Origin of the sequence: Peribacillus sp. FSL E2-0159 (assembly GCF_038643155.1) — a bacterium.
GTDB lineage: Bacteria > Bacillota > Bacilli > Bacillales > DSM-1321 > Peribacillus > Peribacillus simplex.
The window spans coordinates 992184-1013225 of sequence record NZ_CP152053.1 but is presented as its reverse complement, the minus strand read 5'-3'; the positions used below and the strand labels follow the sequence as shown (position 1 = coordinate 1013225).

The 21042-nt window shown below is 38.4% G+C and carries 15 protein-coding genes; 2 read left to right on the top strand and 13 right to left on the bottom strand.

Going from position 1 to position 21042, the window contains the following annotated elements; translation table 11 throughout:
• Positions 1-166 precede the first annotated feature (166 nt).
• The 10 genes from NYE63_RS05040 to NYE63_RS04995 form a co-directional block, all read right to left on the bottom strand.
• Complete coding sequence (locus NYE63_RS05040; protein WP_342604312.1) at positions 167-1978, bottom strand: nucleoside-diphosphate sugar epimerase/dehydratase; 1812 nt, start codon at positions 1976-1978, stop codon at positions 167-169.
• Between the two features lie 26 nt (positions 1979-2004).
• Positions 2005-2736: a CpsB/CapC family capsule biosynthesis tyrosine phosphatase gene (locus NYE63_RS05035; protein ID WP_342604311.1), complete on the bottom strand. Its 732-nt coding sequence runs from the start codon at positions 2734-2736 to the stop codon at positions 2005-2007.
• Positions 2737-2802: 66 nt separating this feature from the next.
• On the bottom strand, positions 2803-3477 hold the full coding sequence (locus NYE63_RS05030) for a CpsD/CapB family tyrosine-protein kinase (protein ID WP_342605684.1): 675 nt from the start codon (positions 3475-3477) through the stop codon (positions 2803-2805).
• A 69-nt stretch (positions 3478-3546) separates the two neighbouring features.
• Entirely contained in the window at positions 3547-4230 is a 684-nt protein-coding gene (locus tag NYE63_RS05025) for a Wzz/FepE/Etk N-terminal domain-containing protein (RefSeq protein WP_342604310.1), read from the bottom strand.
• Between the two features lie 57 nt (positions 4231-4287).
• The gene (locus NYE63_RS05020) at positions 4288-5625 is read right to left on the bottom strand and encodes a nucleotide sugar dehydrogenase (protein ID WP_342604309.1); all 1338 of its coding nucleotides are present in this window, start codon (positions 5623-5625) and stop codon (positions 4288-4290) included.
• Between the two features lie 635 nt (positions 5626-6260).
• Positions 6261-6782, bottom strand: a complete 522-nt coding sequence (locus tag NYE63_RS05015; protein ID WP_342604308.1) for a hypothetical protein — start codon at positions 6780-6782, stop codon at positions 6261-6263.
• A 182-nt stretch (positions 6783-6964) separates the two neighbouring features.
• The gene (locus tag NYE63_RS05010; RefSeq protein ID WP_342604307.1) at positions 6965-10177 is read right to left on the bottom strand and encodes a toxin Cry1Ac domain D-VI-related protein; all 3213 of its coding nucleotides are present in this window, start codon (positions 10175-10177) and stop codon (positions 6965-6967) included.
• 314 nt (positions 10178-10491) lie between these two features.
• Positions 10492-10659, bottom strand: coding sequence for a hypothetical protein (locus NYE63_RS05005; RefSeq protein WP_342604306.1), 168 nt, complete (start codon positions 10657-10659; stop codon positions 10492-10494).
• 1060 nt (positions 10660-11719) lie between these two features.
• Complete coding sequence (gene yhbH / locus NYE63_RS05000; protein ID WP_063235976.1) at positions 11720-12889, bottom strand: sporulation protein YhbH; 1170 nt, start codon at positions 12887-12889, stop codon at positions 11720-11722.
• A 517-nt stretch (positions 12890-13406) separates the two neighbouring features.
• On the bottom strand, positions 13407-13586 hold the full coding sequence (locus NYE63_RS04995; protein WP_063235975.1) for a hypothetical protein: 180 nt from the start codon (positions 13584-13586) through the stop codon (positions 13407-13409).
• A gap of 189 nt (positions 13587-13775) precedes the next feature.
• On the opposite strand from NYE63_RS04995, the gene NYE63_RS04990 reads away from it, so the two are divergent.
• Positions 13776-13913: a hypothetical protein gene (locus tag NYE63_RS04990; RefSeq protein WP_342604305.1), complete on the top strand. Its 138-nt coding sequence runs from the start codon at positions 13776-13778 to the stop codon at positions 13911-13913.
• A gap of 202 nt (positions 13914-14115) precedes the next feature.
• Here the strand turns inward: NYE63_RS04990 and NYE63_RS04985 are convergent, their stop codons facing one another.
• The 3 genes from NYE63_RS04985 to NYE63_RS04975 form a co-directional block, all read right to left on the bottom strand.
• Positions 14116-16011, bottom strand: coding sequence for a PrkA family serine protein kinase (locus NYE63_RS04985; RefSeq protein WP_342604304.1), 1896 nt, complete (start codon positions 16009-16011; stop codon positions 14116-14118).
• Between the two features lie 510 nt (positions 16012-16521).
• Positions 16522-18156: an APC family permease gene (locus NYE63_RS04980; protein WP_342604303.1), complete on the bottom strand. Its 1635-nt coding sequence runs from the start codon at positions 18154-18156 to the stop codon at positions 16522-16524.
• Positions 18157-18354: 198 nt separating this feature from the next.
• Positions 18355-19344, bottom strand: a complete 990-nt coding sequence (locus NYE63_RS04975; protein WP_342605683.1) for a glutaminase — start codon at positions 19342-19344, stop codon at positions 18355-18357.
• Between the two features lie 435 nt (positions 19345-19779).
• Here NYE63_RS04975 and NYE63_RS04970 point away from each other — a divergent pair, with 435 nt between their 5' ends.
• Positions 19780-21042 carry a sensor histidine kinase gene (locus NYE63_RS04970; protein ID WP_342605682.1) on the top strand — a complete coding sequence of 421 codons (1263 nt, stop codon included), beginning with the start codon at positions 19780-19782 and terminating at the stop codon, positions 21040-21042.

Below are 21042 nucleotides of genomic sequence, written 5' to 3'. Positions count from 1 at the left end.
TAATTAATTAAAAATTTCATCGCATCTATTTTTCTTACTTCTCTTTAACACTTTCAAGAAATTGAATACATTCCCAATTTCGTTTAAATATCGATTTTACTTGTATGTGTAACACTTGCTTTACCTTTTCTGGTGATTGCTATCATCACCCGGATATGAAGCATTGTCACGCTATGGGAATTTTGTTATTCTTCCTGTAATTCGCCAAATTCAACATTCTATCTTTTAATGTTTCTTCGCTCAAGACATCATATGTCGTGATAATATCTTTTATTGCATTCCAATTTACTTCTCTTGGTTTTCCAATATGGATTTTCGGATAGATCTGATTTAAGTAAACTTCATCTTCACCAAGTAATTCTTCGTATAATTTTTCTCCTGGCCGAATTCCAGTATAGGTTATCCCAATGTCTTCAACGTTGTAGCCTGACAGTTGGATAAGCTTTTTAGCGAAATCGACAATTTTGACAGGTTCACCCATATCAAGTACGAATACCTCTCCGCCTTTGGCCAGAGCTCCTGCCTGAATGACTAATCTTGAAGCTTCCGTAATCGTCATGAAATAGCGAATCATATCCGGATGAGTGACTGTCAAAGGTCCCCCTTTTTTTATTTGTTTTTTAAAGAGTGGGATGACGCTGCCATTACTGCCAAGGACATTCCCAAATCTGACCGTTACAAATTTAGTATGACTCGACAAACTCTTATACTGGATCATCATCTCGGCTAAACATTTAGAAGCACCCATTATACTTGTCGGATTTACGGCTTTATCTGACGATACCATGACAAAAATATTCACCCTGCCAGCCTCCGATGCCTCCGCAACATTCATCGTGCCAATCATGTTATTTTTCACCGCTTCTTTAGGGTTTGACTCCATAAGCGGTACATGTTTATGAGCGGCTGCATGATAGACGATATTAGGACGATGATGGTCGATTACCTGAAACATCCTCATGCGGTCCTGAATGTCTGCAATTTCGGTCACGATCTCAATTTTATCTGCATAAGCCTCCCGCAATTCCAACTCGATCGCATAAATGCTGTTTTCACCATGTCCAAGCAATACAATTTTAGCTGGATTATACTTCATGATTTGACGACAGATTTCTGATCCAATTGAACCGCCCGCACCTGTTACTAAAATAGTGCCATCAATAATCTGTTCTGAAATCCCTTTATCATCAAGTTGTACGGGTAATCGCCCCAATAAGTCTTCCATCTGGATATCTTGCAATTCATTAATTGGAACCTTGCCTTGAACAATCGCCTCTAGGCTAGGGACAATTTGAGTCTTTTTGCAAGTTTTGGTGCATTCCGAAAAAATAGCATTTATTTCCTCTCTTTTCAAAGAAGGAATCGCAATCACGATATGTTCGATCTTGTATTGCTCAACCACTTGTGAAATATGTTTTGTTGCTGCTACTACTGGTATGTTGAAGATTTCTAAACTTAGCTTCGTTTTATCATCATCAACGAATGCAACTGGGACTAATTCTATCTTGCTGGATTTTAACAACTGACTCGTTATCATCGTCCCTGCAGACCCTGCTCCAACGATCAACGTTCTTTTTTTATTTGGTGATTGCTTAATGTATCGTTCAAAATAGATTCTCCATGCAAATCGTGAGCACCCAATCATGGCCATATATAGAATCCATGTAATCAATAGTTCTCTTATATATAGAAAATGGGTAAAGTATAGCTGAAAGACGGTAGTAATAGTAATAGAAAAGGCCGTCACTTTAAAGACATTGAACATTTCCCCGATGCTGGCGTATTCCCAAGCCTTTTTATACTGTTTCAAATAAGCAGTAAAGAAATAATGACACATAAGCAAAAAAAACGTAATCGTCAGTGTAAATGCCGGAAGTTCATCATATGGATGTAATAACCAGTAACTTAAAAATACAGCTGTCACAACAATCATGGCGTCCAGTACGACTAATGTGAAAAGCCGGTTATAATATGTCAAATCTACTTCTCCCCATATTAATATTTTTAGTCAAACAAGCGTTCCTTAACTTTCAACCCGTACAAAACATTCTCGGCATTCTCATTAAAGGCGTCGACTATTTCATGTCCGAAGTTCTTTTCAATCAACTTATGCGCTTCCCTGATCTGAAAACCTCTGTTTCCAACATTATGAGCATCTGAAGCAATAAAATGAGTAAGACCTGATTGAACTAAATATTTGGAAAACCTTTTTGTTCTCCATCCGAATTTACCCGTGATGCTCCCTGCTGTTATTTGTGAATACGCACCCTTCCAAATTAGTTCTTTTAGAAGTTGCGGATTTTTTATTATTTCCAAATTCCGCTCTGGATGAGCAATGATCGGTGTCATCCTTTTCATTTGCAGATCATAAATTAATCGTTCCGTATACCTTGGCACATGGTTTGAAGGCAGTTCGAGAAGGATGTACTGCGAACCATTCAAGCTCATGATTTCATTATTATCATAATCATCTGAAAGTTCATCGGATATCCTTATTTCCTGTCCAGGCCATACTTTTAGCGGGATATCCAGATCATCTAGCACTAGGTTTAATTTTGCAGTTTCATTCAAGACTTTTTCCTTATCATTTTCATATATCCCCTTATTATAATGAGGGGTTGCTATGATATTTGAAATTCCTTGATCTACAGCTTTTCTCGCCATTTCTATACTTTCCTGGATATCTCCAGCACCATCATCCATCTTCGGTAAAATATGACTATGAATATCAATCATTGTTATCCCCTCTTCAGCCTAACTACGAATCCAAAAAAATTTATAAAACTTCCAAACTACTTATTTTCATTTACCGTAGTAGTAATATTCGTCAGGATGCTTTTGTTTTTTCTTATTTAAGATTGCACCCAAAAGCTTTGCATTTGCCTTTTCAAGTAATTCCTTCGCTCTTTTTGCTTGCTGTATTTCAGTGCTTCCGCTGCTGACCACCAAAACAACGCCGTCTGTCATATTCGCTAGTACTTGAGCATCTGTAACTGCATTAACAGGCGGTGTGTCCAGAATTACTAAATCATAATTCTGCTTTGCTTCATCCAATACTGCTACCATTCCATTTGACCCAAGCAACTCCGATGGATTTGGAGGGATGGGTCCACTTGTCAACACATCTAAATTGGGATAAATGGTAGGTTGTACAGCATCAAGTAATTGATTTTGCTTCGATATGATATTCGTTAACCCCAAGTAGTTCTCCATATTAAAGTTGGTATGAACACTCGGCTTTCTCAAATCTGCATCTATGATGAGAATGCGTTTCCCTTGCTGTGCAAAAACTGCTGCAACATTGATTGAAGTGGTTGATTTTCCTTCACCTGCATTTGCAGAGGTGAAAATCATCGACCTTATGTCTTTTTCCACAGCGGAAAATTGAAGATTCGTTCGAATCGTCCTATATTGTTCCACAACCGGTGACTTCGATTTCAACATAGAAATACTGCTTCTTTTTTTAATCTCCGTCATTTTATGCCGTTCATTGCGTGTCAAGCTTTTCACCTCTTGAGGTTGTGATTACAGATTTATAATTCCGTTTTATTTTTTATTTTCCATTAAGTTAACGATACCTAGCATCGGTATCTTTAACTGTTCTTCAATATCAGACTCAACCTTGATTGTTTTGTCGAAAAATTCGATCATGAATGTAAGAACTAAACTTATGATCACCCCTGCAAAACATGCAATGATCGTATTTGAGATCGGATTCGGTTTTATAGGTGATGAATTATTTCCTATAGTTGCTTTAGATAAGACATTGACATTGTCCACATTCATAAGCGCTTTTATTTCATCTTGGAATATGTCCGTTATTGCACTTGCGACACTAACGGCAAATTCAGGGTCAGCACCCTCAACTTTAATGGTAAATATCTGTGAATTCCCATTACTGACGATTTTGATTTGTTCCGATAATGCTGAATATGAAATATCAAGATTCAGTCGTTCTTTGACTTTTTCCAACATCATCGGACTTTTTATGATTTCGCTGTACGTTTCGATCAATTGGATATTGGTTTGAATCTCACCTACATTGTAAAGTTCTGACTTTTCTTTGGATTGATTGACTAAGATTTGTGTAGAAGCTTGGTAAACAGGTGAAAGAATGAAAAAGCTAACGATTCCCGTCATTGCCGTTATAAGGGTTGTAATGATAATAATGAGCACGATGCGTTTTTTTACCATTTGAAAAAGATCTTTTATATTGATTGTCTCCCTCATTCAATCAACTCCAATCCACTAAAATACTTTCCGTTTATCCTTTCTTTTTTCTGTTTCCTATAATTTTGCGACCTTATCAGAAAGCAGTCCATTTTCCTCCATCACATTTTTGGAATCGAATATTAATGAAGCATTATCATGGACACTTTTCCAGTCAAAACAATTGTGCGGTGTTCCAATGACAACTAAATCGGCATTTTGAAGAATGTCAGCATCGTATTTTCCCACCGGTAGAATCAGTTCATTGATTTGGATTTCTGTTGCATAGGGTTCGATGACGGTTAGATTCTGGACCTTGTTTTGTAATATTTCAAGTAAGCGGACGACCGGGCTTTCCCTTAAATCGCCAATATCACTTTTGTAAGTTGCACCTAAAACCACAACATGTGAGTGTTTCATGAACTTGTCATTGGCTGCAAGCAGTTCAAGAATGCGCGTATAAGAATAGTGAACCATTCCGTCATTAATATCCCCAGCCAATTCAATCATTTTTGTCCGATGACCGTGTTCTTTTGCTTTATAGAGCAAGTAGTATGGATCGACCGGTATGCAATGCCCCCCGACACCAATGCCTGGGGTGAATTTCATGAACCCGTATGGCTTTGAGGAAGCCGCATTGATCGTTTCCCATATATCAATTTCCAATTCATTGCATAGGACCGTCATTTCATTGACCAAAGCCATGTTAATCCATCGGAAAGTGTTCTCAAAGATTTTGCTTAATTCTGCAACACGGATCCCATTAACACGCTGGGCTGTCGGTCCGATGAACTTGCACGCTAGATCTGTACAGGTTTCCGTCATCCCCCCGACAATCTTTGGCGTGTTGCTTAAATTAAACCTTTTATTTCCTGGATCTATTCTTTCCGGGGAATAAGCTACAAAAAGGTTCTCCCCAATCACATACCCCCTTTCCGTTAAAGGGGTACAGATATATTCTTCTGTCGTTCCTGGATATGTTGTACTTTCCAAAATAACCATTGTACCTTCATTCACATGTTCAGCCACAATCTTCCCTACATCTCTCACATACGAGATATCAGGTTCCTTCAACTTATTAACTGGGGTTGGGACACAAATCAAAAGGACATGCATCTCTCCAAGCTGCTTCATATCCGTCGTCGCTGTAAATCGCTTTTTGTTAATCAATTCGGTAAGCTCGTCATTATCTACATCATTGATATAATTGATTCCGCACATTAAACTTTCCACCTTAGTCACGGAAACATCGAATCCGGTCACCTTATAACCCATAGATGCATAATGACAAGCTGTTGGGAGTCCCACATACCCCAATCCTATTACTCCGACCTTAGCCGTCTTGTTCTTTAATTCTCTTTGCAGAGCAGATTGCAGCGAGTATTGAGCTCTTTCTTGAGTTATCGCTGTTATCATGATTCAACTCCTCCATTCCACTTATAAAAAACATAACGGTATTTAAAACTAACAAGCCAAAATGGAAACTCACCGGAACATACCAATACACAATATAAAATAGCAATCTTCCAATACTATTGATCTAAGTCAGCAACTCAGAAATTTACATTTATGGCCGATTCACTTTCTAGAATTTCAACATCCGCTTTGTTTGTTCCATTATTTTTTGTTAGCATTAATAAATTAACATAATTACTTTTGAAGCCAGTTCCAGATTTCGAATGAATCGTTCTGTTTTTGAATCATCTACCTTGTAAAACCAGAATCACCAGGTTTTTCGGTGTGAGGTATAAGTCACATACGAGCTGCAGGGTTAGGGTAAAAGTAAGCCTGTCTTTAGCCAACACGCATATCTCCATAAAAAATATTCTAATTTTGATCAGAACTTTATCCTTCGCATTTTTACATTTATATTGGACTCGCCTCTCCAAAAAACGAGCAAGCAGCTTACAAAAATGACCACAGACTTTTTCTATTTGATACTCATTACTTCTTATCGTTTAGGAAATACAAATCCCCCGATTGAATGGCCTTTACCGCGGTGCCATTTCTCGGGGGAATTCCAACATTATCTAATTTACTAATAACACATACTACTTTTTAGAAGTGTCCTCTGTCATGTCCGTCACTTTGTTAATTATCCATTCCTGCTTTTCTTTCGTTTCAGTATTTTCATACCGCACCTTGAATGGTCCCTTTCCTTCTATCACATAGTACCCATTTCCTTTTACACTTTTTCCGGGTGCCAGTTTTGTCCCCAGATTATCTCCCGGATAGATCCTTAGTTTTTTATTCTCTTGATTCCATACCGACATTTCAAAAACGTCTACAAATCTTTCTTCTGCCGTTTTATTAGTTGCTTTCAGTTGTAACTGTAAAACCTGTTTCCCTTTTTGATCTGGATGTTCGAGCTGCAATGCATTTTCAATCCCAATACTTACGCCAGATACGGCTTTCTCCTGTCCTATATCACCTTTAGCGGTAGAATCCGTTTGCTTTTGCATTATTTTCGGTTCATCCTTAATTTCCTTTTCTCCTGACATGCAGCCTGTCAAAAATATACTTAGTGTTAATATACAGATCCCCATACTTCTGAATCTTCTCTTTAATATCATTATTTCACCCCTTTAAAAAATATAAATCTTCTTAAAGAGAGATTCTTCAGTACTCATTCATAAAATGGATCTTCATTTCCTTGAAACGAAAAAATACTCAACCACTTTAAGAAGCCTTTTCAAACATGTAAGAAGGACCCACTTCCTATAGGAGAGGCCTTCTTACATCATTATCACTTTGATTATTTGATAATTGTTTTTCCTATATCTCCTCCAACTACTAGAGATCCATTGTCAACTTCAATGACATCTCCTGCTTGCAATCTTCGAGTAACCCCATTTTCATCCATAATAAACCGGCTGTAAATTTGGTAACTTCCATCCGTATTAATGACTCCTGATCCCGTTTGAGTAAGGGAAACCGTTCTCTGTGCTATTCCATTCACTAGCAAACGGAGACTCTTAGTTCCCTCCGGTGCCTTACCCGTAACATAATCCGCATTAGGGGCAACTGGATTCACCTGCAGTTTCTCCTGTTGCTTGATTACCGTAGTATGAGCCTGTAAGTTCGATGGAGTCCGAACACCGTAGTCAACCGTTACGATATCGCCCGGTTGCAAGGTTTTATTTTTTCCATTCTCATCTACCCCTATATATTTGCTGTAAATACTGAATGTTCCATCTTCATTGACAGGTGCCGTACGAAGGGCTTCGCCATTTACCAATAAGCGAACGATAGTTGCCCCTTCAGGAGCCTTTCCAGTTACCGTCTCGGCATCCAGGTACACAGTATCAATCTTGACTGGTTCGCTCGGCATAAATTGAACTACTCTAACAGTTGAACTATTGCTGACATTCCCTGCTGCGTCGGTAAGGGTAACAGTAATAACCGCATGAACTGGTTGATTTGGAATCCCAACCGCAAATATTCCATCTGGTCCTACAACCCCTGTATACGTTTTCCCATCAATGGTGACTGTCACTTTTGCGCCCGCTTCACCAGTTCCCGTGACCTCTTTACTTGCTGTTGTAACTGTATTTAATTTAGGTGCTTCCGGAGGCGTTACATCCTTGTTCAATAATTCTTCAGCTTTGTCTACTAAATCTTGTAAACGATTTTTTTCAGGGCCGGCTGGTAACTTGTCGACCGCTGTTTGAGCTTCATCAACCGCTGCTTGATTCGTACTTCCTTTCAAAGTGTCGTACTTGTTATCCGTGAATAGATCTTCCACTTTATTCTTCGCATCGTTCAGTTCTTTTTCTGCTTGCTCTTTCTTGTTCAATAGATCTTGGGCTTTGTTCAGTAAATCTTGCAAACGGTCTTTTTCTGCACTCTCAGGAAGCTTATTGACCGCTTCTTGGGCTTCGTCAATCGCCCCTTGATCCGTCATTCCTTCCAATGTATCGAACTTACCGTCCGTGAACAGATCTTCTACTTTGTTCTTCGCATCGGATAAGTCTTTTTCTGCTTGTTCTTTCTTATTCAATAGATCTTGGGCTTTGTTCAGTAAATCTTCCAGGCGCTCTTTTTCAGGGCCGGCTGGCAATTTGCTGACCGCATCTTTTGCGTTATCAATCTCTCCTTGATCGGTACTTCCTTTCAATGCGTCGAACTTATCATCCGTGAATAGATCTTCCACTTTGTTCTTCGCATCGTTCAGTTCTTTTTCTGCTTGCTCTTCCTTGTTCAATAGATCTTGGGCTTTGTTCAGTAAATCTTCCAGGCGCTCTTTTTCAGGGCCGGCTGGCAATTTGCTGACTGCATCTTTTGCGTTATCAATCTCTCCTTGATCGGTACTTCCTTTCAATGTGTCGAACTTATCATCCGTGAATAGATCTTCCACTTTGTTCTTCGCATCGTTCAGTTCTTTTTCTGCTTGCTCTTTCTTGTTCAATAGATCTTGGGCTTTGTTCAGTAAATCTTCCAGGCGCTCTTTTTCAGGGCCGGCTGGCAATTTGCTGACTGCATCTTTTGCGTTATCAATCTCTCCTTGATCGGTACTTCCTTTCAATGTGTCGAACTTATCATCCGTGAATAGATCCTCCACTTTGTTCTTCGCATCTGCTAGGTCTTTTTCTGCTTGCCCACCATCATTTTTTCCTAATTCAACCTTTTTTGTTTTAGTAAATTGAATAATGAAATTCTCTGGATTATTACTACTAATTGATTGAGCTACGTTATAACGATACATAGCTTTCCAAGTAAGATTGCCACCGGATTTGCCCACATAGCTATTTGCAGGATCGCCTGTCGCGCTTGTCCAAAACTTTGCCATACTTGTAACCATACTCATCGTTAGGGAGGTACTTAAATTATTTATCGCTTGTTTCTTAATTGATGACAATACAACATTGTTTGGGTTGTTAAAATCAATTGTGGATGGTTTATTTTCCACTTCCAAAGCGTGACCGTCTTCTGTAGTGACATGGAGATTAGCTTGATTATTGATCTGTGCTGGTCCATAAAGCGAGATCATTGGGTTTGAATCCGTACCAGATCTATTCATCTGTACATCTGCACCGGCATCCACGTTAAATGACTTAAACTTTCCAGAGCTGGTAACTCCTTTTTTTCCATCAATCTCTACCTTTGCATTAGCTCCAATGGAAAAATCTACATCACCGCCTGTTGCATAAAATATTCCATACCCGCTCTTATTTGTAAAAATTTTCACATTCGCATTTGGTGCGATCTTAAATTGAGGTTCTTTTGAAATCGACCAAACAAGAGCATGTCCACTATTATGGCTAATATTAGTTTCACCATCAATTTCCACACTTCCAGTTTCCGCCATCTCGTGCGTTATTGATGAGCCTGGTACTGCATTATCCTGAATATAAATGTCGTTTACTCCTTTGAAAATTGCGTTCCCGTTACGGTTCCAAATAAATTGAGGTCCATGGTAATTTACATTTTCGTATATTTGCTCTACATTTTTTGTTACATCATGTATTGTAATGAAACCATAATAGTTCTTTCCAGAAATGTGCAGGTTCTTAACATGGACACTGCTTAATATATTTCCGTTGGCATAGATACCACCTGATGCTCCTGTCGCTCCTGTCTCCATTACTGTATGGTAATTTCCATCAATCACAATTTTTGATTTTGCCGGGTGAATTTTAATCGCTCCGCTTATGTCTATATCTCTCCCTAGATGAATCGCCGTTATTCCGTTATCTGCCTCTAAAGCAACTTTTAGCTCCTGAAAATTGTTAACGACCGTTTCGTTTGCCATCATTTTTGAAACTGCTTTCACTGGTGATTGTGTTTCAGTTGTTTGTGTACGCGCTTCTTGAGTTTTCACCTCCGATGTTTGTGCATTCGAACTATCCTTATTCTTTGGTGTGGATAGTTCTTCCGCAAATCCTGCACTTGGCATTAATAGAGAACTTGCTAAAAGAAATGATGTTGTCATAACGTTAATAGGTTTTAGCATTTTACTTTTCTTCATAAATGAAACGCTCCTCTAAATATTAATTTTACTTACAAGATTAATAATACTTTTATTCGACAAATACCTCGTTCCAATAATGATTCATAAAAAATCATTTTAGGAACCACATTAGGGCATTAAACGTCAATTTTAATGTGATTATTTTCAATTATAGTTATGGGTTTAAACAACCCTGCAGTTATAAAAGCATATCTTCTTATCAAATCCAGCGTTTAAATAAAATAAAATCCAAAGCTTCATTTATGGATTACATAACTAAAAATGTGATAAGAGGAACCATTGGTTCCCTCTTATCACATTTCACATTGGGATTATTTTCCTATTTGGTTATTATTTTCATTCCCTGAAGAGTGTTTATCTTGTAGCACATTTTCATAACGTTCCGTCGGCATTACATGAAAATATATCACCCAGCGCATAAGTGCCGAGTCGGTACGCATCCATAGACCTTCGCCCCCTAATCCTCTTACATACCACATTTACTTTTATTCACCCTTTTTTTCTATGAGCACTTTTAAGAAAGGATAGTGAGGTAATTAAAATGAGGGTGATTTTCAGCGTATTTATTTCTTGTTCATTTAATAAAAGATACATCAAAAATAAGACTAAAAAGGCTTGAATAAAATAGATCCTATATTTGAATAGGGTGGACCAAGTTTGTGACACCCATAGTAATAAAAAATTAAAATGCTTCGACATCAAATTCTCCTTTATCATGATGTTGATATTATCTAGATTTATATTCTGGCATCATTATATACAAATAGATAAGTGTCGGTATTTCATAAAGTAAAATCATTCGTTCAGAAATGAAATGCAGTTCACTTTTCATAAATGGAACCTTGCTCTGTTTGATTTTTCATTGGATTTTAAAAATGTTGGTACAGATCAGAGAGCGACTGATTTTAATTCGGAATAACTAAGTTTGGATGAAATGGTATAGGGATAAAAAGGATGAGTGGGCATCGCAAATAAAATCGAATAGCTACCGGGAAACAGACCTCCTCATATTCAATCCACATGAACTTTTTATTTCTTAAAGGATTAAAAACATCATTCATAATTCAGGGCAATTAAAACAGCCTGCCCCCTAGGAACATAGGGAACAGGCAGCCTGAGTGTTTATCCAAGGCACAATGTTTTGGAACCGCTCAGTGAATGGGTCTTCTTTTACAATGGGGTTTTAGGGAAGTTTCCTCACTGCTACTTTATTTTATAATATTTGCAAAATCATATCGTTTCAAAAATGAAATGATATAAACCATTTTTTTATTGTGTCTCCCTTAAGAAATCATCAAGCCGGTAAAAAAGGCTCAAAACGGAGTGTCGTGAACGAAAACAAAACATTATATCTTGAATCGGTTAATGCTATTCATCTGCCTCATTGGACAGATTTGTTCAACGATTAGCTTTGCAAACTAATATAGTCGGAAAAATTTGTGGAACTGAATATTTTTAAATCAATTGAACGATAAATAAAAAAAGATTGTAGAGAGAACGACGCTTTCCCTACAACCAAGAACAAACTAACTCGTTTCTTTATGCATACTTCTTATTTTCTTCGTCTTTAAAAAAGCTCTTCATCGCATGGAAAACGTCAGCCTTTTGCTTAAGAATATAGTACCTGAATTTTTCATTATCGATGTTCTTATAAGCTGTCATCAATGTCGAATGACGGTTGTATTGATTGACTTCCCCATACCCGAACATGTTGGAAACCTTCATGAGTTCTTCAACAAGCTTAACGCATCGGACGTTATCTGATGTAAGGTTATCACCATCGGAAAAGTGAAACGGATAGATATTAAACTTCACGGGGTCATATTTATGATCAATAAGTTCTAATGCTTTTCTGTATACGGACGAACAAATCGTACCGCCGCTTTCCCCTTTTGAAAAGAAATCCTCCTCCGGAACAACTTTCGCTTCGGTATGATGGGCAATGAACTCGATTTCCACCGTTTCATATTTTGTCCGCAAGAAACGGTTCATCCAAAAGAAGAAGCTTCGAGCCATATATTTTTCCCATAACCCCATACTTCCGGAAGTATCCATCATTGCCAGTACAACTGCTTTGGAATCAGGTTTCTGAATCTCATTCCAGGTTTTGAATTTAAAGTCTTCCTTATAAATAGGATGAAAACCTGGGTCCCCCCTTAATGCGTTCCGTTTGAAAGCCGATATCATCGTTTTCTTTTTATCGATATTTCCCATTAAGCCTGTCTTGCGGATATCGTTGAATTCGATGTGTTCAAGCGTGTGCTCCGCGTGTTCTTTCTTCTGAAGATTAGGGAGTTCCAATTGACTGAACAGGGCTTCCTCCAATTCCATCATCGACACTTCTGCTTCATAATAGTCCTCGCCGGCCTTGTCACCTGCACCTTGGCCCTTACCGGCTCCAGCATCGGACGGTGAGCCATCCCTTGCGACCACATCCCCCACTTTACTGTCTCCATCGCCTTGCCCTACATGTTTGTTTTTATCATAGTTATAACGAATTTTGTATTCATCCAAGGAGCGAATGGGAATCTTGATAACATCCCGGCCATTGGACATTACGATGCTTTCTTCTGAAATTAGATCAGGCAAATTATTCTTGATCGCTTCCTGCACCTTTTCCTGATGACGTTGTTGATCATCATACCCTTTCCGATGGAGGGACCAATTTTCCTGTGAGATAACATACTGTTGATTACTCTCTTCCGACATTCTCTTCCCCCCTTAAAAATGTTTGCACGCTTTTCATCATTCCTTCATATTATAAATTAGTGTGGGAATGCCCACATCATTCCGGTTTTCCAATAAAAAATACAGTGCGAAAAAACGGATTAAAAGAAAAGTATTACTCTATCTTATGCAGCGATGCAGGATAATTTACAAAAAAATTCAATAATGGATGTTTGCCTACGAACTAGACAAGTCCTGACATGGGCATTAAACGCCCTTCAAGGTTTTTTTTCTAAATGTTACTGCAAAATAAGTATTCCAAGAAAACGAACAGACCTGATGATCATCAGGTCTGTTCGTTTTCTAAGCAGGTTTCATTTGTCGGATTATAGGATAATTTTAAATATCTTTTTGAACTTAGCCACATTATTGATCTGCAAAACAGAGACTTCCATGGACATATCATTAAAAAGCAATGAAACACAACAAAAAGGGTGCCCCAGTAGTTTTTCTGGACACCCCTTTTACACAGATAGAATGATTCTGGTTGTGATATTCGTCAATCTTTATCTTCCTCTATTTCATGTTGAACTGTACCTGGGCGTTTATCCCACTCTTTCAATTCTTCATTCGTCCTTTGATTTTCCATCTGCTTTCCAAGTTCTTTCATCTCTTCATAGTCCTTAGCCATCGAGCTATTTTCCGGAACATGTTCTTTTTTCAATTCCTCTTTACTCATTTTCCATCACCTCTACTTATTGATACCCAATATTTCCAAATCCAAAACGTAACATATCTAATCGAAATATGGGGTATAGATAAGTCATTATGAGCAAATGTAAGGAGGTGCCAGAAGTATGCAACAAATACCCTTTATGTAAAGGAAGCAACGTCAGAAGGCCCGATTTTAAATCTGGAGTCCATACTTTTGAAAACGGAAGGTGTGGAACGTGCGATCATCGATGTTGACGATGGAGAAATTAAAATCGATCATAGCGAAGACAAACTATCACCGAATCAACTTATTACACTTATTGAACAGTATGGCTTGAATGTAACTAAATAGAAATCAAAAGCACCGGGCTCCCCCCATTCAGAAGGGCCCGGTGCTTTGTTAGTATATTATTTCTCATTCCTTGTCAAAGCACCCTTTAACACCTTCAAAAGATGTATGATTTCAATAGGGATACAGAAGTTGAAGCGAATTGATTGGATTCCTCTTATTTTAAACCCCCGCCCGATATGGGGCAGGGGCAAAAAAGTATGGATTACCTATTTAACAAGCTGCCCACATAGCGCAGCAAATCATTGGCTGAAGTCGAATTATATCCGTGCTCGTCAATAAGTCTCGTGATGACCTCGTTCACTTTCTTCAGTTGCCTTTCGTCTGGTGTCTTCGTTGAAGTAGTGATCTTAACGACATCCTTCAAATCCGCGAATAGTTTTTTCTGGATCGCTTCCCGTAAACGATCATGGGAATTATAATCGAATCGCTTACCTTTACGCGCATATGCAGAAATGCGAATCAATATTTCTTCGCGGAATGCTTTTTTTGCATTCTCGGAAATTCCAATTTGCTCTTCTATCGAGCGCATCAATTTTTCATCAGGGTTGATTTCTTCCCCAGTCAATGGATCGCGTAGCCTTGATTTATTGCAGTATGCTTCCACATTATCCAGATAATTATCCATGAGGATCTTCGCCGACTCTTCATATGAATAAACAAATGCCTTTTGCACTTCATTTTTTGCAATGGCATCATATTCTTTACGTGCCAGTGAAATGAAATTCAAATACCTCTCCCGAAGTTCGTTCGTAATGGACGGATGCTGGTCAAGACCTGCTTTTAATGACATAAGTACATCCAATGCATTAATGGATGGATTTTCCTTACGAATGATCGTAGAGGAAATTCGGTTAATCACGTAACGCGGATCGATTCCGCTCATGCCTTCGTCCTGATATTCCTTTTTCAATTCATTGATGTCTGCGGAATTAAATCCTTCGACATTTTCCCCATCATAAAGCCTCATCTTTTTCACTAAATCGATATCGCCCTTTTTAGGATCCTTCAGGCGGGTCATGATGCTGAAGATTGCCGCCACCCTTAATGTATGCGGGGCTATATGAACATCCGAGACATCACTTTCACGGATCATTTTTTCATAAATCTTTTCTTCCTCGGTAACCTTTAGATTATATGGAATAGGCATGACAATGATACGGGAATGCAATGCTTCATTTTTCTTATTCGAAATGAACGCTTTATACTCCGTTTCATTCGTATGAGCCACAATGAGTTCATCTGCACTGATCAATGCAAAACGTCCTGCTTTAAAATTCCCCTCTTGTGTCAATGATAGCAAATGCCATAAGAACTTCTCATCACATTTCAGCATCTCCTGGAACTCCATCATCCCGCGGTTCGCCTTGTTCAGCTCGCCATCAAAGCGATAGGCACGCGGATCTGATTCAGATCCGTATTCGGCAATGGTCGAAAAATCGATGCTGCCCGTCAAATCAGCTATATCCTGTGACTTAGGGTCAGAAGGACTGAATGTTCCAATTCCAACACGCTTATCCTCTGAAAGGAAAATACGCTCGACCAACACATCTTCAATCCTGCTTCCATACTCCTGTTCTAACCTCATTACATTCAGAGGCGATAGGTTTCCTTCAATCCGGATGCCATATTCTTCAAAAAAATCATTCCGTAAATATTGCGGAATGAGATGCAGTGGATCTTCATGCATCGGGCATCCTTTTATTGCATAAATCGCACCAGTGTCTTTTAACGAATAATTTTCAAGTCCACGCTTCAGTAAAGAAACGAGTGTGGACTTCCCGCCTGACACCGGACCCATGAGAAGCAATATCCGCTTACGGACATCGAGCCGCTTGGCCGCCGGATGGAAATATTCCTCGATAAGCCTTTCCAGTGAATCTTCAAGACCAAACAACTGACCGCTGAAAAAATTGTATTTCTTTGACCCATTTACTTCCTCTATCCCTGCATCTCTGATCATGTTGTATACACGTGAATGAGCAGATTGAGCAACTAAAGGCGTTTCTTTCAATATTTCTAAGTACTCTGCGAAGGTGCCTTCCCACTTCAGCTTCTGTTCATCTTCTCTAAATTTTTCGATTTTCTTTAAAATATCCATTAAGGAACCTCCCCCTGTCACTTTCAGAGAATACTTAAATCTATGCTCCAAGTCTGACAAACATGTCAGACTTTAAAAAGTGGCGGGCATTGTTTCGATCCCCCCCTGACTCTCCATGTATCGAAAAAGGCATAATCATTGAAGAATTGATGACAAATTTGCCGACAAGAAAATTTGTGTGCACTCCTGCTAAAAACTAGGGTATACTAAGCCTATACTTAAGTGGGACAATATGGGTAAAGGGAGGTCACAACATGGGCACAGTTATTATCGTTGGAGTTGCTATTACATTTTTAGCCGCTATCTTCACTGCCGGGTATGACGATAAACCAGGTGTGAAATAAAAATAACAGCCTTTTCTTAAACTCCAAAAAGAGGGACAGCAAATTAAATTTGCCGTCCCCCTTTTTTGCTCCCTCATCAATATAAATAGAAAGAAGCACTTCCGAAGTCATTCAACGAATGTAATAGCTTATTGGAGCATGCCAATCAATGAAGTGGCTTCATCATTTATACAGCGTTCTTTTTATCCGTTTGAGATGCAATGTTATTCTCCATCGATCTCAAGTCTTCATTTACTTTTTGTCCTTGTTCCAAATATTCTGTTTGGAATCCACTCTTAATTGCCCAACTATAAAACCCTAGAGAAAAACATGTAATGATGACCATATCCCAACCAAATGGGATTATGTTTAGTCCACCAAACTTTTCACTGCCTAAGTATGAAATGGTCATCATACAGAGTAAGTAAACAACCATCCAAAGCCCTGCCGAGAAGTTTTGTCGGAATCCCTTCCATTTTATTTTTGATTGATAATAGAAATAAACAGGAAGACCAATCATAATGATAAATAATACTTGTCCTGTCAGTGGCCATCTTGCCCAATATAGAACCAAAGAAGCAAAAACAAAGCCAAGTGGTGCAATGATGCTTAATCCTTTTAGACGTAATGGTCTGTACAAATCCTGACCTGTGCGCCTTAATGTCATAACAGTAACTGGACCTGTAATATAAGAGACTAATGTCGCAACCGAAATTACCTCTGCCAAAACACCCCAGCCTCTAAACATGAATAAAAATAAGAAAGATACACCCAGATTAAAAAACATGGCTTGACGAGGGATACCATAAAGTGGATGCAGTTTTCCAAAAACGCTTGGTAAATATTTATTCTTTTCCATTCCATAAAGCATTCGTGACGTTGTCGCCGTGTATGTTATTCCCGTCCCGGAAGGAGAAATAAAAGCATCAACGTATAGTAAAATAACCAACCAGTTTATGCCTAGAACAATTGCTAAGTCAGCAAACGGTGAATTGAAATTCAAATGTTGCCATCCGTTCACAATCATGGACGGATCAACGGCTCCAATAAACGCAACCTGTAATAAAACGTAGATAACCGTTGCAATTAAGATCGAGCCAATTACTGCAATTGGGATCGAACGTCCAGGATTCTTTGCCTCACCTGCCATATTAATTGGACTTTGAAAACCGTTAAATGCAAAGATGATACCAGAAGTTGCAACAGCAGTAAGTACACTTGCCCAACCATTAGGAGCGATACTTCCTGCAGACGTAAAATTGGACCCATGAAAACCAGCAAATAAAAGTGAACCAATCGTAAGTCCAGGTATAATAACCTTAAAGACTGTAATAAATGAGTTTGCTTTTGAAAACAAACTAACTGTCCAGTAATTTAATAAAAAGTAGACGACCAATAATGCAGAGGCAATTGCCAAGCCTCCCCCAGTAAGACTCCCGTTTTCCACCAGACCATGTGTCCACTGTGCCCATTTCCATGGCCATGAGCTCATATATTGAACCGAAGCAATCGCTTCGACTGGAATTACAGAAACAATTGCAATCCAGTTTGCCCAACCTGCAAGAAACCCTAAAAACGAACCATGAGAGTACTGCGTGTATTTTACCATTCCTCCAGCTTCAGGAAACATAGACCCTAATTCACTGTAAGAAAGTGCGATAAATAAAATAACAACCATCCCGATAATCCAAGAGATAATGGCAGCTGGTCCTGCAATCTGTGCCGCTCTCCAAGCTCCGAATAACCAACCTGAGCCAATAATAGACCCGAGTCCTACCATCGTTAACGAAAATGTTCCCATCTTTCGCTGCATATTATTCATATGTTCATCACCATGCTTTCCAAAATTATTCCTTACGTTTAAAAGTAACTGGATTAATGATTTGCACTAGTGCGTCCAATTACATCTTAAAGTAATTGCTGCATTTACATCACCTCTTGATAAAGTTTAGTAAATTGATAAGGCAAATATATGGATGTCCCTATATTGCATTTTTTATATGAAGAAATTTTCTCTTTTTTAGAAAATACTTAGATCCCATTCTTGTGCCATTTGTTTCAATAGCATTCCACCTGTTAAGCTATTCCCATATTCATCAATGGCAGGTCCGTATATACCAATGCCGCATCCTTCTTGAAAAGGAAGCCCGCTTCTGGCACTTGGAGGAACAAGCGCCATAATCCCGCCAGATACCCCACTTTTGGCCGGCACCCCTACAAAAGCCGCAAATTTACCAGAAGCATTGTACATACCACAAGTAAGCATTAATGCTTTGGCCAGCTTAGCCACTTTTTTAGGGAGTACTTGTTCTTTACGGATGGGGTGGTATCCATCTTGTGCAAGAATCAGTCCAAGCAGGGCTATGTCTTCTGTGGTTACTTCTATGGAACATTGCATGAGGTAAACCTCTAAAGCTTCCTCTACATCGGATTCTAAATAATTCGTCTCTTTTAAATAGTGAGCTAAAGCTCTATTTCTATGGGAAGTTTGCCATTCAGATTGATACACTTCCTCATTGATGATCGGACGCTTCCCTAACAAATTTTCAAATAGCTCATAGAGAAATTCCAATTTCCTTTGTGAAGAATCCCCTGGGAGAAGCGAAGCTATGGTTATTGCTCCAGCATTTATCATAGGATTAAACGGCTTTCCCGGCTTATGCATTTCTAAACGAATAATTGAATTGAAAGCATCCCCGGTTGGTTCCACATCGACCCTCTCCAACACATAAGAAATGCCGCAACCCAAACATGCGGCTATAAAGCTGAGCACTTTTGAAATACTTTGCAGCGTGAATGGGACTTCCCAATCTCCTGACTTGATCATCGTTCCACCAGGCTCCAGTATGCAAATGCCCAATTGCGATAAGTGTGCATTTCTCAATGCCGGTATATAATTGGCAGTTTGCCCCTCAGTAGCATAGGGTCTGTACTGTGCTACCCAACCATCTAAGTCGGCTTGCTTTTGAGTATTAACGTGAATGCCATACTCTTTTGACAATTCTTCAATCACATTCTTCCACCTCTTCAGTTGTTGTATCATCATTTTTTCAATATGAGCGTTTTACCGAATGCCATCAAGCTTACTTGTAAAGATTCGATGAAAACATAATGAATATTCTAAATATTGTTAAGCGCTTTCAAAACTTTCTATCTACCGTTAATTTTAAATTGGGAACTACATAATCATACGAAAACCTACAAAATCTAAAAAATAAAAATCCTCTAAAAAAACGTGATCATCTTACATGTTCCGTTACCATTTTTTGTGGATAGAAAAACAGATTGGTTTTGCCATAATTGGTTATAAGCCGTTCTATACAGGAACAAAGTAAGCGTTGTATTGAAGCCGATGAAACTGTATACTGATTTTTTAAACAAATGGGGAGGTGACGACTTGAATCTCAGTACGTTAATGAAAAAAGAGGTCAATATCCTTGCTTTGATGTTGTTAACGGTGCCCTTAGCAGGCGAATTGAGTTTTTATCCTTTAAATGAAACGTTCCGGGTAAGTTTTGGTCCGCCTGTACTTTTCTTCTTTTTACTATTATTACAGAAAACACCTGCCATTTTTTCGGGCTTCCTGACAGGAACAGTGGTTGTGGCGTTTCGTATTTTAATAGATTTTTTCATGCAGGATAGTTTTTCCTTGACATCCGCTTTTGAAATTCATTATCCTAGTTTTTTCTTTTATTTCACCTATTCCTTTCTTTTTCATTTAGTGAAAATCAACCGCTTTCAAAACCGATCTTTGATTATTGGATTTATTGGCCTCATTATCGAAATATTGTCCGACTCTGTAGAATTAATCTTTCAATATATTGTATTAGAAACAACAATTACGTTAGCATCACTAAACGAGATGATCATGATCGCTTTCGCCCACAGTTTTATCGTTTTAAGCTTTTTTAATATGATGAAACTATATGAAGCACAATCAAGGGAAAGGCAAATCAGAAAACAAAATGAACATATGCTCATGCTCATTTCCAATTTATACGAGGAAACGATTCATTTAAAAAAAACATTAAAAAATGCAGAGAATATTACAAAGAAATCGTATGATTTATATCGCGAATTAAAAGCACTGGAAAAACGGGAAAATCAGCTTCATGTTCTTGCAGAGCCATATAGTCAAAAAGCATTGCGCATCGCGGGTGAAATGCATGAAGTCAAGAAAGATAATCAACGAATTTTTGCTGGTCTCTCCAAATTAATCTCTAATGAAAGTTTTAAAGATTATATGAATGCTGCTGAACTTTTTCATTTAATCATCCGAATTAATGAAAAATATGCCATATCACTTGGAAAGGATATTCAATTTGAATATTCATTGGATGGAAATAACGATTCACATTATCATGTATATACCGTGTTATCACTTTTCAATAATTTAGTAACCAATGCAGTGGAAGCAATTAAAGAAAAGGGAATCGTCCGTTTAAGTTTGTGTGAAATTGGCGACAATGTAGAATTTAAAGTGGCTGATACTGGACCTGGAATCCCTCAAAAATATCAAACTGTCATATTCAAACCTGGATTCACTTCAAAATATGATCATTTAGGGACACCTTCAACTGGGATTGGTCTCTCATATGTTAAAGAAGTCGTAAAAGAACTGGGAGGCGATATACTGTTTGAGAATAGTTTTAACGGCGCCGTTTTTTTAATAAAATTACCCATTCATAAGTTGATCCAGAAAGGATGA

Coding starts and splice junctions, on each gene's coding strand:
- NYE63_RS04980 (WP_342604303.1), bottom strand. CDS start 18,156: ATGAATAATATGCAGCGAAAGATGGGAACATTTTCGTTAACGATGGTA.
- NYE63_RS04985 (WP_342604304.1), bottom strand. CDS start 16,011: ATGGATATTTTAAAGAAAATCGAAAAATTTAGAGAAGATGAACAGAAG.
- yhbH (WP_063235976.1), bottom strand. CDS start 12,889: ATGTCGGAAGAGAGTAATCAACAGTATGTTATCTCACAGGAAAATTGG.
- NYE63_RS05010 (WP_342604307.1), bottom strand. CDS start 10,177: ATGAAGAAAAGTAAAATGCTAAAACCTATTAACGTTATGACAACATCA.
- NYE63_RS05015 (WP_342604308.1), bottom strand. CDS start 6,782: ATGATATTAAAGAGAAGATTCAGAAGTATGGGGATCTGTATATTAACA.
- NYE63_RS05020 (WP_342604309.1), bottom strand. CDS start 5,625: ATGATAACAGCGATAACTCAAGAAAGAGCTCAATACTCGCTGCAATCT.
- NYE63_RS05025 (WP_342604310.1), bottom strand. CDS start 4,230: ATGAGGGAGACAATCAATATAAAAGATCTTTTTCAAATGGTAAAAAAA.
- NYE63_RS04970 (WP_342605682.1), top strand. CDS start 19,780: ATGTTGTTAACGGTGCCCTTAGCAGGCGAATTGAGTTTTTATCCTTTA.
- NYE63_RS04995 (WP_063235975.1), bottom strand. CDS start 13,586: ATGAGTAAAGAGGAATTGAAAAAAGAACATGTTCCGGAAAATAGCTCG.
- NYE63_RS05030 (WP_342605684.1), bottom strand. CDS start 3,477: ATGACGGAGATTAAAAAAAGAAGCAGTATTTCTATGTTGAAATCGAAG.
- NYE63_RS05035 (WP_342604311.1), bottom strand. CDS start 2,736: ATGATTGATATTCATAGTCATATTTTACCGAAGATGGATGATGGTGCT.
- NYE63_RS05005 (WP_342604306.1), bottom strand. CDS start 10,659: ATGTGGTATGTAAGAGGATTAGGGGGCGAAGGTCTATGGATGCGTACC.